Origin of the sequence: Sphingomonas sp. Mn802worker (assembly GCF_000382485.1) — a bacterium.
Taxonomy (GTDB): Bacteria; Pseudomonadota; Alphaproteobacteria; order Sphingomonadales; family Sphingomonadaceae; genus Sphingomonas.
The window spans coordinates 219,899-233,828 of the sequence record NZ_AORY01000002.1; the positions used below are offsets into that span (position 1 = coordinate 219,899).

The 13,930-nt window shown below is 67.6% G+C and carries 17 protein-coding genes; 5 read left to right on the plus strand and 12 right to left on the minus strand.

All coding sequences use genetic code 11. The features are described 5' to 3' along the window. Window positions 1-57: 57 nt before the first annotated feature. Genes metX through SMN802W_RS0102895 form a run of 4 tightly spaced genes read left to right on the plus strand, consistent with a single transcriptional unit; the run spans window position 58 to window position 2,678 of the window. On the plus strand, window positions 58-1,188 hold the full coding sequence (metX, locus tag SMN802W_RS0102880) for a homoserine O-acetyltransferase MetX (RefSeq protein ID WP_026325675.1): 1,131 nt from the start codon (window positions 58-60) through the stop codon (window positions 1,186-1,188). Beyond that, the gene (locus SMN802W_RS0102885) at window positions 1,185-1,619 is read left to right on the plus strand and encodes a GNAT family N-acetyltransferase (protein ID WP_026325676.1); all 435 of its coding nucleotides are present in this window, start codon (window positions 1,185-1,187) and stop codon (window positions 1,617-1,619) included. Before metX ends, SMN802W_RS0102885 begins: the two co-directional genes overlap by 4 nt. 8 nt (window positions 1,620-1,627) lie before the next feature. Beyond that, complete coding sequence (metW, locus tag SMN802W_RS0102890; RefSeq protein WP_019515387.1) at window positions 1,628-2,269, plus strand: methionine biosynthesis protein MetW; 642 nt, start codon at window positions 1,628-1,630, stop codon at window positions 2,267-2,269. A gap of 10 nt (window positions 2,270-2,279) precedes the next feature. Next, window positions 2,280-2,678, plus strand: a complete 399-nt coding sequence (locus SMN802W_RS0102895; RefSeq protein WP_019515388.1) for a response regulator — start codon at window positions 2,280-2,282, stop codon at window positions 2,676-2,678. Here SMN802W_RS0102895 and SMN802W_RS0102900 read toward each other — a convergent pair. The 6 genes from SMN802W_RS0102900 to SMN802W_RS0102925 are packed head-to-tail and all read right to left on the minus strand — an operon-like array spanning window position 2,656 to window position 8,727. Beyond that, window positions 2,656-4,212 (minus strand): sensor histidine kinase, encoded by a 1,557-nt coding sequence (locus SMN802W_RS0102900; RefSeq protein WP_019515389.1) that lies wholly within the window; start codon window positions 4,210-4,212, stop codon window positions 2,656-2,658. The genes SMN802W_RS0102895 and SMN802W_RS0102900 overlap by 23 nt on opposite strands. Then, window positions 4,213-4,773, minus strand: a complete 561-nt coding sequence (gene ssb / locus SMN802W_RS0102905; RefSeq protein WP_019515390.1) for a single-stranded DNA-binding protein — start codon at window positions 4,771-4,773, stop codon at window positions 4,213-4,215. 10 nt (window positions 4,774-4,783) lie between these two features. Continuing rightward, window positions 4,784-6,637: a ferrous iron transporter B gene (gene feoB, locus SMN802W_RS0102910; RefSeq protein ID WP_019515391.1), complete on the minus strand. Its 1,854-nt coding sequence runs from the start codon at window positions 6,635-6,637 to the stop codon at window positions 4,784-4,786. Between the two features lie 30 nt (window positions 6,638-6,667). After that, on the minus strand, window positions 6,668-6,931 hold the full coding sequence (locus SMN802W_RS0102915; protein WP_019515392.1) for a FeoA family protein: 264 nt from the start codon (window positions 6,929-6,931) through the stop codon (window positions 6,668-6,670). A gap of 51 nt (window positions 6,932-6,982) precedes the next feature. Next, entirely contained in the window at window positions 6,983-7,672 is a 690-nt protein-coding gene (locus SMN802W_RS0102920; protein ID WP_156818693.1) for a COQ9 family protein, read from the minus strand. Between the two features lie 38 nt (window positions 7,673-7,710). Then, the gene (locus SMN802W_RS0102925; protein ID WP_019515394.1) at window positions 7,711-8,727 is read right to left on the minus strand and encodes a DMT family transporter; all 1,017 of its coding nucleotides are present in this window, start codon (window positions 8,725-8,727) and stop codon (window positions 7,711-7,713) included. 64 nt (window positions 8,728-8,791) lie between these two features. On the opposite strand from SMN802W_RS0102925, the gene SMN802W_RS0102930 reads away from it, so the two are divergent. After that, on the plus strand, window positions 8,792-9,874 hold the full coding sequence (locus SMN802W_RS0102930) for an alkene reductase (protein ID WP_019515395.1): 1,083 nt from the start codon (window positions 8,792-8,794) through the stop codon (window positions 9,872-9,874). 34 nt (window positions 9,875-9,908) lie between these two features. Here SMN802W_RS0102930 and SMN802W_RS0102935 read toward each other — a convergent pair whose 3' ends face one another. The 6 genes from SMN802W_RS0102935 to SMN802W_RS0102960 are packed head-to-tail and all read right to left on the minus strand — an operon-like array spanning window position 9,909 to window position 13,923. Beyond that, window positions 9,909-10,409 carry a hypothetical protein gene (locus tag SMN802W_RS0102935; protein WP_156818694.1) on the minus strand — a complete coding sequence of 167 codons (501 nt, stop codon included), beginning with the start codon at window positions 10,407-10,409 and terminating at the stop codon, window positions 9,909-9,911. 14 nt (window positions 10,410-10,423) lie between these two features. Next, the gene (ribH, locus tag SMN802W_RS0102940; protein WP_019515397.1) at window positions 10,424-10,843 is read right to left on the minus strand and encodes a 6,7-dimethyl-8-ribityllumazine synthase; all 420 of its coding nucleotides are present in this window, start codon (window positions 10,841-10,843) and stop codon (window positions 10,424-10,426) included. A 16-nt stretch (window positions 10,844-10,859) separates the two neighbouring features. Further along, window positions 10,860-11,990 carry a 3,4-dihydroxy-2-butanone-4-phosphate synthase gene (gene ribB / locus SMN802W_RS0102945; protein ID WP_019515398.1) on the minus strand — a complete coding sequence of 377 codons (1,131 nt, stop codon included), beginning with the start codon at window positions 11,988-11,990 and terminating at the stop codon, window positions 10,860-10,862. Then, window positions 11,980-12,597, minus strand: a complete 618-nt coding sequence (locus SMN802W_RS0102950; protein ID WP_026325677.1) for a riboflavin synthase — start codon at window positions 12,595-12,597, stop codon at window positions 11,980-11,982. Before SMN802W_RS0102950 ends, ribB begins: the two co-directional genes overlap by 11 nt. Before the next feature lie 2 nt (window positions 12,598-12,599). Further along, window positions 12,600-13,535, minus strand: coding sequence for a bifunctional diaminohydroxyphosphoribosylaminopyrimidine deaminase/5-amino-6-(5-phosphoribosylamino)uracil reductase RibD (gene ribD, locus SMN802W_RS0102955; protein WP_026325678.1), 936 nt, complete (start codon window positions 13,533-13,535; stop codon window positions 12,600-12,602). 40 nt (window positions 13,536-13,575) lie between these two features. Continuing rightward, the gene (locus SMN802W_RS0102960) at window positions 13,576-13,923 is read right to left on the minus strand and encodes a hypothetical protein (RefSeq protein WP_019515401.1); all 348 of its coding nucleotides are present in this window, start codon (window positions 13,921-13,923) and stop codon (window positions 13,576-13,578) included. Window positions 13,924-13,930: the final 7 nt, after the last annotated feature.

Sequence of the window (13,930 nt, forward strand, 5' to 3'; positions counted from 1 at the left end):
ATGTCGGTACCGGGTCTGCTTGCGGGAGCGCAGGCCGCGGATTATCGCGGCGGCTCGATGCCGATTGCCTGCAACCCTGACGATCAACGCTTCGGCCTTGCGCGGCACGTAGTGCTGCCCGGGCCGCTCCAACTCGACGGTGGCGCAACGCTGTCACCGGTCGAGATCGCGTATGAGACGTACGGCACGCTCGACGCGCGTGCCGGCAACGCGATCCTCGTTTGTCATGCGCTGACCGGCGACCATCATGTAGCCAGCGCGCATCCGCGCACCGGCAAGCCGGGCTGGTGGCAGCGGATGGTCGGGCCGGGCAAGCCGATCGACACCGACCGCTTCTTCGTCATCTGCGCCAACGTGCTGGGCAGTTGCATGGGATCGTCCGGGCCGGCCTCGATCAATCCCGTGACGGCACGTGCCTGGGGCATGACGTTTCCGGTCATCACGATCCGCGACATGGTGCGCGCGCAAGCACTGCTGCTCGATCATCTCGGCATCAATCGGCTGGCGGCGGTGGTCGGTGGATCGATGGGCGGGATGCAGGCGCTCAGCTGGGCCGCGACCTGTCCGGCGCGCGTCGCGGCGGCGATGGTGATCGCATCGACCGCGCGCCACACCGCGCAGAACATCGCCTTTCACGAGGTGGGGCGGCAGGCGGTGATGGCCGATCCGAACTGGCGCGGCGGCGATTACTACAGCGGCGACGCGCCCGCGCGCGGACTGGCCGTAGCGCGGATGGCGGCGCACATCACCTACCTGTCCGAGGCCGGGCTGACCGAGAAGTTCGGGCGCCGGTTGCAGGCGCGTGAGGCGAAAAGCTTCGGCTTCGATGCCGATTTCCAGGTCGAAAGCTACCTGCGTCATCAGGGATTGAGCTTCACCGACCGGTTCGACGCCAATTCCTACCTCTATATCACGCGCGCGATGGATTATTACGATCTGGCGGAGGAGCATGGCGGGCAGTTGGCGCGCGCGTTCGATGCCGCGACGCGCTTCTGCCTCGTCAGCTTCGACACCGATTGGCTCTACCCGACCGCGGAGTCGCGCGCGGTCGTGCAGGCATTGAACGCCGCCGGTGCGCCGGTCAGCTTCGTCGAACTGTCGAGCCCGTACGGGCATGACGCGTTCCTGCTCGACTCGCCCGAACTCGACCGCATCGTCGCGGGTTTCCTGCGCGAGGCACGGGCGTGATCGCGCTAGACGATACTCCCTCCCGGCTCGATGTCGCTCGGGTGCACGGCTGGCTGGCATCAAGCTACTGGTCGCCCGGGATCGAACGATCTTTGGTCGAGCGTGCGGTGGCGGGATCGCACTGCCTCGGCGCCTATGATGCGACCGGCGCGCAGTGCGGGTTCGCGCGGATGATCACCGATCGCGCGACCTTCGCGTGGCTGGCCGACGTATGGGTCGACGAGGCGGTACGCGGGCAGGGGATAGGGCGGGCGATGGTGCGCTGGTTCCTCGACCATCCCGATTACGCCGGAATCCGCCGCATCGGCCTGACCACCGCCGACGCGCACGGCGTCTATGCGGCGCTGGGCTTCACGCCGCTGATGCGGCCTGAGCGCTACATGGAACGGCTGGCGCCCGCGTTCGCCGCGATGCTGGCGGAGGTCTCGTGACTAGCCCGGTGACGCTGCGTCCCGATCTGGCGATCATCGCCGCTAATGTGGCCGCGGGCGCCCGCGTGCTCGATGTCGGGTGCGGGACGGGCGACCTGATGGCCGCGCTGCGCGACCGGTCGGGCGTCGATGCGCGCGGGCTGGAGATCGATGCGATCAAGGTCGCCGACGCGGTCGCGCGCGGGCTGAGCGTGATCCAGGGCGACGCCGACGTGGATCTGGCGGGCTACCCCGATGCGAGCTTCGATTATGCGATCCTCAGCCAGACCTTGCAGACTGCGCGCGCGCCGCATCTGGTGCTCGACCATCTGTTGCGGATCGGACGGCGTGCGTTCGTCAGCTTCCCCAATTTCGCGCACTGGCGCGTCCGGCTGTCGCTCTTGTGGGGCGGGCGGATGCCAGTGACGCGGCTGCTGCCCGAGGAGTGGTACGACACGCCCAATATCCACCATGTGACGATCGACGACTTTCGCGGTTTCCTGCGCGACCGCGGCATCGCGGTGGAGCGTGCCTGGTTCCTGTCGGGCGATCAGGAGATCGGCGGCGCGGCGGCGAACTTTATGGCCGAACATGCGGTGTTCCTGCTTGCCCGGAACCAAGAAGATTGCTCAAGGTTAAGTGAAACGTTCCGACACCAATCAGAGACCTAGCTTCCGGCCGATGTCAAAGACCGCGCTCATCGTCGAAGACGAGATCTTCGTGGCCCTCGACCTGGAACGTATCCTGGTCGACGCGGGCTATGAGGTCGGCGGTATCGCCGCCGATAGCGCGCAGGCATTGGCGGCGGCACCCGCTTGCTCGTTCGCCTTTGTCGACGTGAACCTGCGCGACGGACCGACCGGCCCCGCGATCGCCGAACGCATCGCGCGCGATTACGGCGTAAAGGTTGTCTTCGTGACCGCCAATCCGGGGCAGATCGGCCATGTGCCCGACGCACTCGGTTACGTACGCAAGCCCTTCAGCGATCAAGCGATCCTGACGGCGGCGGCCGTCGCGGCTGCCGGCAGCGCCGATTGTCCCGCCGACGTCGAGTTCGTCAGGCTAGACCAGCACGGCTGAACGCCGACCGCGGCGCACGTAGCGTCATTGCCAGACCACCGGGTAGCCAGTCGCGCTCGATCTTGCCGCCCAGCTGACGCACCGCCGACATCTCGATCAACTGCGTTCCAAACCCGACATGGTCGCTTGCGCCATTGAGCGTCGGACCGCCCGTTTCCCGCCACGTCATCACGACATTGTCTTCAGCAAGGTGGATCGCAAGCGCGACGTGCCCGTCTCCGTCCGACAGCGCGCCGTACTTCGTCGCGTTGGTGGCGAGTTCGTGAAACAGCAGCGCCAGGGGCGTGGCGGCACGATCGTCGACCGTCAGGTCGTTGCCCGTGACGCTGATCCGCGCATGATCGGCCGCCTGATAGGGCAGGAACAGCTGGTCGAGCAGCCCGTGCAGGCTGTCCTGCGCACCGTGCGGGCGCGACTGCGGACTGTGCGGGCGTACGAAATCGTGCGCGCGACCCAGCGCGGTGATCCGCTGGCGCAGGTCGGTCGCGACCGGTGCGAAGCCGGGATGGCTGCGCGCGGCGAACTGGATCAGCCCGGAGATGACCGAGAAGATGTTCTTGATCCGGTGCGACAGTTCCTGGCTGATGATCTCCCGCTGCTCGAGCGCGAGCTTCTGTTCGTGAATGTCGGTGCAGGTGCCGAACCAGCGCGTGACGCGCCCGTCGTGGTCGCGGATCGGCAGCGCGCGACCCAGCACCCAGCGATAGCTGCCATCGTGGTGCCGCAAGCGATACTCGATCTGGTACGGATCGCCAGTCGTGAGCGAATGCTGCCACCTTGCCCAGGCGCGCTCCTGATCGTCGGGATGGAACACACCGTTCCACTCCGCGCCATCAGTCGACCCCTCAGGCATGCCGGTGAATTCGTACCAGCGTGCATTATAATAATCATGATAACCATCAGGCAGGGTCGACCAGACCATCTGCGGCATCGTGTCGGCCAGCGTGCGGAAGCGCGTGTCGCTGTCAAAGGCGGCGCGGCGCGCGTCATTCTCCGCCGCGCGCCATGCCGCCCCGTCACGAGAGTCGCGCAGCCGCGCCAGCACGTTGGCGGCGAGCACGGTCAGCCCTTCGCGTTCAAGTTCGCTCAACCCCGCACGCGGCTGGTGATCGATGATGCACAGCGAGCCGAGCGGTATGCCATCATCGCTGACAAGCGGCGCGCCGGCGTAGAAGCGGACCTGCATCTCGCCGGTGACGAGCGGATTGTCGGCGAAGCGTGCGTCTAGGGCGGCGTCAGGCACCACCATCACGCCCGCGTTCCACATCGCGTGTGCGCACAGGCTCTGCTCGCGCGGCGTCTCCTCCGCATCGGTACCGGTGTGCGACAGGAACAGCTGGCGATGTTCCTGCACCAGGCTGACGAGCGCGATCGGCGCGTTGCACAGCCGGGCGGCAAAATCGGTGATCTGGCGCAGCGCAGCCGAATTGCGCAGGCCGTCGATCTGATACGCGTCGAGCGCCGCAGCGCGACGCGCCTCGTCGATCAGCCAGCCGCGCGAGACGGGCTCTGTAGCAGGCGGGTGGGTACTCACTTAGAACGGGACGTCGTCGTCGAGATCGTCCGCGTAGCCGCCACCGAAATTGCCGGACCCGCCCGAGCTGCCGCCACCCGACGAGCCGCCGCGCGAACCGCCGCCGAAGCCGCCGCCGCTGCGCGCGCCGCCACGACCGCCGCCACCGCCGCCGAAGTCGTCACCGCCGCCGAAATCGTCACGGCCGCCACCGCCGCCGCTGTTGCCGCCGGGGCCATCGAGCATCGTCAGCGTCGCACCCGGACCCTGCAGCACGATCTCGGTCGAGTAACGATCCTGACCCTGCTGGTCCTGCCACTTACGCGTCTGCAACTGACCTTCGATGTATACCTTCGAGCCCTTGCGCAGATACCGCTCGGCCACGCCTGCCAGTCCTTCGCCGAAGATCGCGACCGAATGCCATTCGGTACGCTCCTTCTTCTCGCCGGTGCTGCGGTCCTTCCACGATTCCGACGTGGCGATGCGCAGGTTGACCACCTTGCCGCCGTTCTGGAACGAGCGCGATTCGGGGTCGCGCCCGAGATTGCCGACGATGATGACCTTGTTGACGCTGCCTGCCATTCCTGCCTCTTCAAAGGCCGACGGCGACCGCCAGCCAATAGGTGATACCCGCCATCACGTACGCGGCGGCGAACAGATAGCCTACCATGAACAGCGGCCACTTCCACCCGTTCGTCTCGCGCCTGGTCACCGCGATCGTCGAGATACACTGCGGCGCGAACACGAACCACATCAGGAACGCAAGCGCGGTCGGCAGGGTCCAGCGATGGCGCAGATTGTCGACGATCGTCCGCTCGCCCTTCGCATCCTCGGGATCGTCGACCGCATAGACGGTGCCGATCGCCGCCACCGCGACCTCGCGCGCCGCCATCGCCGGGATCAGCGCCAGCGCGATGTCGCGGTTGAACCCGATCGGGCGCACCGCGACCTCGATACCGTTGGCGATCCGCCCTGCGACTGAATAGTTGACTTGGCTTTGCCCCGCCGGAGCCTTGGGGAACGACAGCAGCGCCCACAGGATCACGGTGGTGAGCGCAATGGTGGTCCCTGCGCGTTTCAGGAAGATATAGGCGCGCTGCCACAGCCCGATCGCGACGTCGCGCAGGCGCGGCATCTGATACTTCGGCATTTCCATCATGAAGCCCGACGATGCGCCCTGCGTGACCGTGCGGCGCAGCACCAGCGCGGCGATGAACGCCCCCACGATGCCGAGCAGGTAGAGCACCAGCAGCACCAGCCCCTGTAATCCGACAAAGCCCGCTACCCGCGTGTTGGGAATGAAGGCACCGATGATGATCGTGTAGACCGGCAGCCGCGCCGAACAGGTCATCAGCGGCGCGATCAGGATCGTGGTCAGCCGGTCTTTCTCGTCGTCGATCGTGCGCGTCGCCATGATGCCGGGCACCGCGCAGGCGAAGGACGAGAGCAGCGGGATGAACGCACGCCCGGACAGGCCGACGCGGCTCATCATCCGGTCCATCAGGAACGCCGCGCGCACCATATAGCCCGATGCCTCCAGCACCAGGATGAAGGCGAACAGGATCAGGATCTGCGGCAGGAAGACGACGACCGCGCCTACCCCTGCGATCACGCCGTCGGTCAGCAGCGAGCGGACGAAGCCGTCGGGCATCGCACCGCGGATGGTGCCCTCAATTGCGGCGAACGCGTCCTCGATCCACGCGATCGGCGCCTCCGACCAGGTGAACACCGCCTGGAACATGACGAACAGCAGCGCGACGAGCAGGACGGGTCCGATGACCGGGTGGAGCGCGACCGCGTCGAGCGCGTGGTTCCAGCGCCGTACCGGCGACTCGCTGACCGTCGCCGCATTGGCGATCCGGCGCGCGCGGCGTTGCAGCACGCCGATCTCCTCGGGCGTGGTATCAAGCGACGCAGGCGCGGGCGTGCGCTGGCCGAGCAGCGCGCCAAGCTGCGTCTTCAACCCGTTGATCCCGCGGCGGCGCACCGCGACGGTCGGCACGACCGGTACGCCCAGTTCGCGCGCCAGCACCTCGGGATCGAGCGTCAGCCCGTCGCGCTCGGCCAGATCGACCATGTTGAGCGCGACCACGACGGGCAGCTTCAACGCGATCAGCTGGAGGGCGAAGCGCAGGTGATTGTCGAGGTTGGACGCGTCGACCACCACGATCATCGCGTCGGGTCGCCGCTCGAACCCGCCGCGCCCGGTCACGACATCGACCGTCACGCGTTCATCGGCGGAGGCGGGATCGAGGCTGTAGGTGCCGGGCAGGTCGACCAGTTCGATCGGGCGGCCGTCGTCGAGCGACAGGCGACCGGAATGGCGCTCAACCGTGACGCCGGGATAATTGCCGACTTTCTGCCGCGCGCCGGTCAGCGCGTTGAACAGCGCGCTCTTGCCGGCATTGGGATTGCCGACCATCGCGACCAGCGGCGAGGCATACATATCAGCCGGCGTTTGCGATGACGGCGACGATCACTCGGCCGGCAGCGGATCGACCGACACGCGCACCGCACCTGCGACCGCGCGGCGCAGCGCCACCGTCATGCGGCCGATCCGGCAGGCAATCGGCCCGCCACCAAAGCGCGCGCGGTGGAGCACCTCGATCGCAACGCCCGCATCGAACCCCAGTTCGCGCAGCCGCCGCGCCTCCGGCATCGCTAGTCGCGTCCACTCGATCGAGTCGACGGTTGCGGCCTGGTGGCGCGGGAGGGTTTCGAGGTTGAGCGGCGCGGTCACCTGATCTGTATAAGTCGCCTGCGATTGATTATCAATAACTCACATCGGCGATCATGCGACCGGGTAGCGCATCCGTCCGACAAAGCGCGACAGGCTGGGGCGATAGCGCGTGCGCGCCGTGGCGTTCGCCTTCGCTTTCTCGATCGCCATGATGTTGTCGATACGGCGCGACAGGAACGCGCGCGTCTCCGCATGACCGTCGCTGTCGTCGTCGAGGAAAACGGTGATCGTCGACGCGTAAGTGGCGAGCAGCATCGCGCGCTTAGTGTAGTGGTTGTAATCGGTCGCGGTGTCGCCCGCGAGCCGCCACATCCGGTCCGCGCTGCGCCACCCGAGCCGAGCGGCGCGCGCGACGTTGGTCGGCAGCGCGAGGATCGCGATCGCGCGGCGCAGCGATTCGCGATCGGGTGCGAGTATGTCGAGCCGCGTTTCAATCAAAGCGGTGATGCGCTGGCGGATCTTCATCGCGGCGAGCACGTCGGCGGGCAGGCGCGCCGCCATCTCGGCATCGACGTGGTCGAACCACGCGTCGATCATTGCCAGCGCGCCGCGGTCGAATGCGAGACGCGCCACGTCACGGTCGATCCCAGCGCCTTCCGCGGCATAGTCGCGCGCTGCGTCGCCCCAGCCATCGAACGCGGCGTTGCTGGCGATTGCGGGCGCGAGCTGCTGCCGCACCTCGTCGAGTGTCAGGTCGGCGGGGTCGTGCGCTGCTGCTTTATCGGCCATCGTATCCGTCATCACCGCTCCTCGTGTCCCGCGCGCGCCACCGCCGATTTCTATACTTGGGGGCTGCGACGCACCAGCACCAGCGCCGCCGCAACCATCGCCGCCCCGAACAGGTCGGGCGCGGCAAGTGCCTCGCCATAGACGATCCAGCCGATCGTTGCCGCCACCATCGGCTGGATCAGAAGCGCGAGCCCGACGACAAGCGGGCTCAACTTGCCGAGCGCGTAGATCATGCAGCCCTGTCCGAGCACCTGGCTAACGAGCGCCAGGCCGATCAGCGGCCACCAGCCGGTCGGCACGATCCGCTCGCCGAGCAAAGCCGCAATCACCAGCAGCGGCACCAAAGCGCTGAGCGAGGAAAGCGCCAGCGCCGGCCACGGCGCCATCGTCCGACGCACCCCCGACATCAGCACGAAATAGATTGCGTAGAGCACGCCCGCAAACACGCACAGCAGGTCGCCGACCAAATGCCGCGAATCGAGTTGGTACGACCGTCCCATCAGCAACGCCGCCCCGAGCGCCGCGAGCAGCAGCGCTGTCCCTTGCGTCCGCGAGGGCCAGGCGCGCGCAACGATGAAGCCGTAAATCGGAAAGATGAAGGTCGCCGAATTGCCGAACAGCGTCGCATTGGCGAGCGTCGTCTGCAGGATGCCGATATGCCAGCTGCCCAGGTCGAGCGAGAAGGCGACGCCTGCGAGCGCCAGCAGCACCCACAGCTTGCCCGGCAGGCGTAGCGCCGAGGCGCGCGTGCCGCTCAGAAGCGCGAGCACGACGATCAGCGGCAATGCCAGCGCCATTCGCCAAAAGGCGGCGGCGACCGGTCCGGTGTCGGCCAGCCGGACGAACCACGGCCCGAACGCGAGCGCGACGTTGGCGACGACGACCGCGAGCAGCGGCAGCGCCGGTGCGCCCTCGCCCGCGTGGCCGCTCTTGCCGTTACCGAGCGGCATCGGACCCGGGATCGGCACCGCGTCGTTGCGGACGTTCGTGCCGGCGTGCGGAACCTCGTCACGGTCGAACGCGCTTGGCGGCGACGAAGCATTTCTTGGGCGCGCGGGCTGGTGCATGGCGCCCCTTAGCGTCCTATCTGTGCGGCGTCAGGTAGCTGAATGAAACGGAAAGGCCTCTTCAATGCCCAGCCTGTTCGACCCCATTACCCTTGGCGCGATCGAAGCGCCCAATCGCATTCTCATGGCGCCGCTGACCCGTTCGCGCGCCACCAAGGATCACGTGCCGACCGATCTGATGATCGACTATTATCGCCAGCGCGCCTCCGCCGGGCTGATCATCTCCGAGGCGACGGGCATCAGCCGGCAGGGGCTCGGCTGGCCGAGCACGCCAGGGCTGTGGAGCGAGGAGCAGGTCGAGGCGTGGAAGCCGGTCACCGCGGCGGTGCACGAGGCGGGTGGGCGCATCGTCGCGCAATTGTGGCACATGGGCCGGCTCGCGCGTCCCGACGTCAACGGGCTGGAGCCGGTCTCTTCCTCGACCAAGCGTGCGCCCTACCACGATCCCGATCCGGCGAAGAACCCGTACGGCACGCCGCGCGCGCTGAGCGTGGACGAGATTCGCTCGACGCTCGACGATTACGCTGCCGCATCGCGTAACGCGATCGCCGCCGGGTTCGACGGCGTGCAGATCCACGGCGCCAACGGCTATCTGATCGACCAATTCCTGCGCGACAACACCAACGATCGTGAGGATGACTATGGCGGGTCGCCGGAGAACCGCATCCGCCTGATGCGCGAGGTGACCGAGCGCGTCGTCGCCGTGGTGGGGGCGGGCCGTACCTCGATCCGCCTGTCGCCCAACGGCGAGACGCAGGGCGCCGACGACAGCGATCCCGAGGCCGTCTTCGTGCCCGCGGCACGCGCGCTGAACGATCTCGGCATCGGCTTCCTCGAACTGCGCGAGGTCGGGCCCGAGGGTACGTTCGGCACCACCGACGTGCCGAAGCTAAGCCCGAAGATTCGCGAGGTGTTCGCCGGCCCGCTGGTGCTCAACCAGGATTACACGCAGGAGGCGGGGCAGGCCGATCTCGATTCAGGCGTGGCCGACGCGGTCGCCTGGGGCCGGCTGTGGATCGCCAACCCCGATCTGGTGGAGCGTTTCCGCACCGGGGCGGGCTTCAACAAGCCCAATCCGAAGACGTTCTACACGCCCGGACCTAAGGGCTATGTCGATTATCCCGCACTGGAGCGTGCGGACGCGTGACCAAGCTGCCCCGCCGTGGTCGCGGCGGGGCGCTTCAAGCCGGGGCGGCGTAGCGATCGATCAGTGACGTCGTGCCGGCGCGCAGCCGCTCGCGCACCGTCGGATTGAACGAGACGGCGGCGAGCGCGAACAACACCGGAAAGCTCGACCAGGCTAGCATCAGCAGTAATGCAGGTGTGACGATGAGCAGCAGGAGAGCGGCAAAACCGGCCCAGCGGACGATCTTTGCGCGCGCCGGGTCCAGCGTCACCACGCGCGGCGCGCGATCGTCGTAGAAGGCACGCGTCGTGAAGCTGACCGTACCATCGAAGCGGGTGGCGCGGGGCAATCCACCGGGCTTTCGCTGAGCGCTCGTGCGCGGGACGGCGGGGCGCACGACCTGATCCAGCATCAGCGGCGTGTCCACGCGCGCCGCGTCGAGGGAGGATGCGGAGCCCGCGAACCTTGAGCTGCCGGCGACCGGCTTACCGCTCGCCGTGTCGATCACCTCCAGCCGCCGCCCACGCTCCACGACGCGGAAGCGGGTGGGCGGCATGTCCATCGCTCGGGTCAGCCGAGCCGAGATTTGAGGTCGAACATCGCGAGCGCCGCCTTCGCGGCACCGCCGCCCTTGTCGAGCTGTGCCGGGTCAGCGCGGATGATCGCCTGCGCCTCGTTCTCGGTCGTCAAGATGCCGTTGCCGACGGGCAAGCCGTCCAGCGTCAGCGCCATGATCCCGCGCGCGCTCTCATTCGACACGATCTCGAAATGGTAGGTCTCGCCGCGGATCACGACGCCGAGTGCGACGAATCCGTCGTAGCGTCCCGTTTCCGCCGCCAGCGCGATCGCGCCGGGCACCTCGAGCGCGCCCGGAACCGTCACGACCTCGGATGAATGCCCCGCCTGCCTGAGCGCAGCCTCGGCACCCGCGACCAGCATGTCGTTCAGGTGATCGTAGAACCGCGCCTCGACGATGAGGAAATGCGCCATGCCGTCCGTCTCCAGCTCAGTCGATCTTGCGTTCGCCGACGATTGACAGGCCGTAGCCGTCGAGCCCGACCAGCGTGTGGTGCGTGTTGGTGAGGAGCACCATGTCGTGGACGCCCAGTTCGGCGAGGATCATCGCGCCGACGCCGTAATCGCGCAATTCCTCCATCTCGACCTCGACCGGCTCGCCGACCTTCATCTTCACCGCGGTGGTGAAGGCATCGGCGCGGTGACGGTTGATGACGATGATGACGCCTGCACCTTCCGCGGCGATCAGCTCCATCGAGCGCGACAGCAGGCGCGATCGGTCGCTGTCCTCGCCGAACATGTCGGCGAAGGGGGACAGCGCGTGCATCCGTACCAGCGTCGGCTTCGTCGGGTCGACGCGACCCTTCACCAGCGCGATCTGCTCGGTGCCCGTCGCCTTGTTGCGATACGCGCGCACGGTCCAGTCGCCGCCCCAGCGGCTCTTGAACGGCGCCTCGCTCGCCAGTTCGACCAGATGGTCGTGGCGGCGGCGATAGGCGATCAGGTCGCGGATCGTGCCAATCTTGAGATTATGGAGCTGCGCGAACGAGACGAGGTCGTCCATCCGCGCCATCGTCCCGTCATCGTTCATGATCTCGCAGATCACGCCCGAGGGATTGAGGCCGGCGAGCCGCGACACGTCGACCGCGGCCTCGGTATGGCCCGCGCGCACCAGCACGCCGCCGTCGCGCGCGACCAGCGGGAAGACGTGGCCCGGCGTCACGATGTCGGTCTTGTCCTTGGTCGCATCGATCGCGACCGCGATCGTGCAGGCGCGGTCGGCGGCCGAGATTCCCGTCGTCACGCCCTCGCGCGCCTCGATCGAGACGGTGAAGGCGGTCTCGTGCCGCGTGCCGTTGTTGCGGCTCATCAGTTCGAGCCCGAGCGTCTCGACTCGCGACTTGGTCAAAGCGAGACAGATCAGCCCGCGGCCGTGGCGTGCCATAAAGTTGATCTTTTCGGGCGTCGCCATCTGTGCCGGGATGACGAGGTCACCCTCGTTCTCGCGGTCCTCGTCGTCGACCAGGATGAACATGCGCCCGTTGCGCGCTTCGTCGATGATCTCTTCGGGGGATGAAAGGTAACCGTGCCGCAGGCGGGCGAGTTCGGGGTTAGCGGCCACGGTAATGCTCCATCCGTTGGAGGTAGCGGGCGAGGACGTCGATCTCGATATTGACCGACTGCCCAGGCGCGAGCTTGCCCAGCGTCGTCACCGCTTGCGTATGCGGAATGAGATTGATCGTGAAGGTAGAGCCCTCGGCACCATCCTCCACCGTGTTGACCGTCAGCGACACGCCGTCGACCGTCACCGATCCCTTGGGCGCGAGGAACGGCGCGAGATCGGAGGCCACGCGGATGCTGATGCGGCGCGAGTCGCCATCGGGGGTCACGTCGGTCACCTCAGCCACGCCGTCGACGTGGCCGGTGACGATATGCCCGCCGAGCTCGTCGCCCAGCTTCATCGCACGTTCCAGGTTGAGCGCCGCGCCCTCGATCCATTGACCCCCGGCGGTACGGCTGATCGTCTCGCCAGAGACGTCGACCGCGAACCAGTGCTGACCGTCATGCGCGCCCTTGTCGACGACGGTCAGGCACACGCCCGAACAGGCGATCGACGCGCCCAGGTCGACCGTGTCGGTGTCGTAAGCGGTGCTGATATGAAGGCGCGTGTCGCCGCTGCGCGTCACGCGCTGGACCGTGCCGATGTCGGAGATGATGCCGGTAAACATGATCAACCGCGCTCGTAGACCTCGACGCGGTCGCTGCCAAGCGCGCGCGCGTCGGTGAGCCGCCAGCGCCCGTGCGCGTGCGCGAGGTCGGTGAGCCCGATATCGGGGAGCGTGCGTCCGCCGCCGACGATCACCGGTGCGCGGTAGAGGAGCAGGCGGTCGACCAGGTCGGCGGCGAGGAACGCCGCGGCGGTGCGCGCACCGCCCTCGATCAGCAGGTGATCGCCCGCCAGCGTCGCGATATCTTCCGGTGTGACGATCGTCCGCACGCCGTCGATCGGCTGCGACGACAGCACGACCTGTTCAGGCGAACGCTGTTCGAGGCCGGGCAGCCGCACGTCGAGCCGTGGGCGATCCGCCTCCCACGTGCCGCGCCCGACCAGGATCGCCTCATGCCGCGCGCGCTCGAGATGCGCATGCGCGCGCGCTTCGGGGCCGGTAATCCACCGGCTACGCCCATCAGCCATCGCTGCGGCACCGTCGAGCGACAGCGCGAGTTTGAGCGTGACGAACGGGCGCCCATGGGCACGACGGGTGAGGAACCCGGCCATGATGCGCGACGCGTCGCGCTCGCGGACGTCCGTGTCGACGATGATCCCGGCGGCGCGCAGTCGTGCGATCCCTCGCCCATCGGTGCGCGCGTCGGGGTCACGATGCGCGACCACGACACGCGCGACACCGGCGGTGACGAGCAGGTCGCTGCACGCCGGCCCACGCGGCGACACGTGCGCGCACGGCTCGAGAGTGACGAAGGCAGTCGCGCCTCGCGCCCGCAACCCCGCCTGATCGAGCGCCATCGCCTCGGCGTGCGGACGCCCGCCTGCCTGCGTCCAGCCGCGCCCGACGACCACACCGTCAGCCACGATCACGCAACCGACATTGGGGTTGGGCGCGGTCATCCCCCGGGTGCGCTCGGCGAGTGTGAGCGCCGCGCCCATCCAGCGCGCGTCGTCGGCGGACAGGAGGGTCACGCCCGAGTCAGAGGCCGATGCGGTTGAGTGCGTCGTCGACCTTCTTGAACGATTGCCGCATCTTTTCCTCGCGCGCGGCCTGCTTGGCCCTGGCGGCGTCGATGGCCGGCTGATCGATCTTCTGCTGCGCGATGATCTGCGCGTCGGTGCGGTCTAGCCGGTACTGCTGCACGTAGATGATGTTCGGTTTGTATTCCTTCTCGAAATACGAGTCGTGCGCGAACGCCCAAACCAGCACGCTGGTGATCGTCACCGCGAGGACGAGGAACCACAATTCATAGGGCTGCCGCTCGCTCAGGAAAAAGCGGAGGTCGCGGTAGGCGCGCACCGGGGACATGCGGCTGAAGAATTGCATGTGTCGG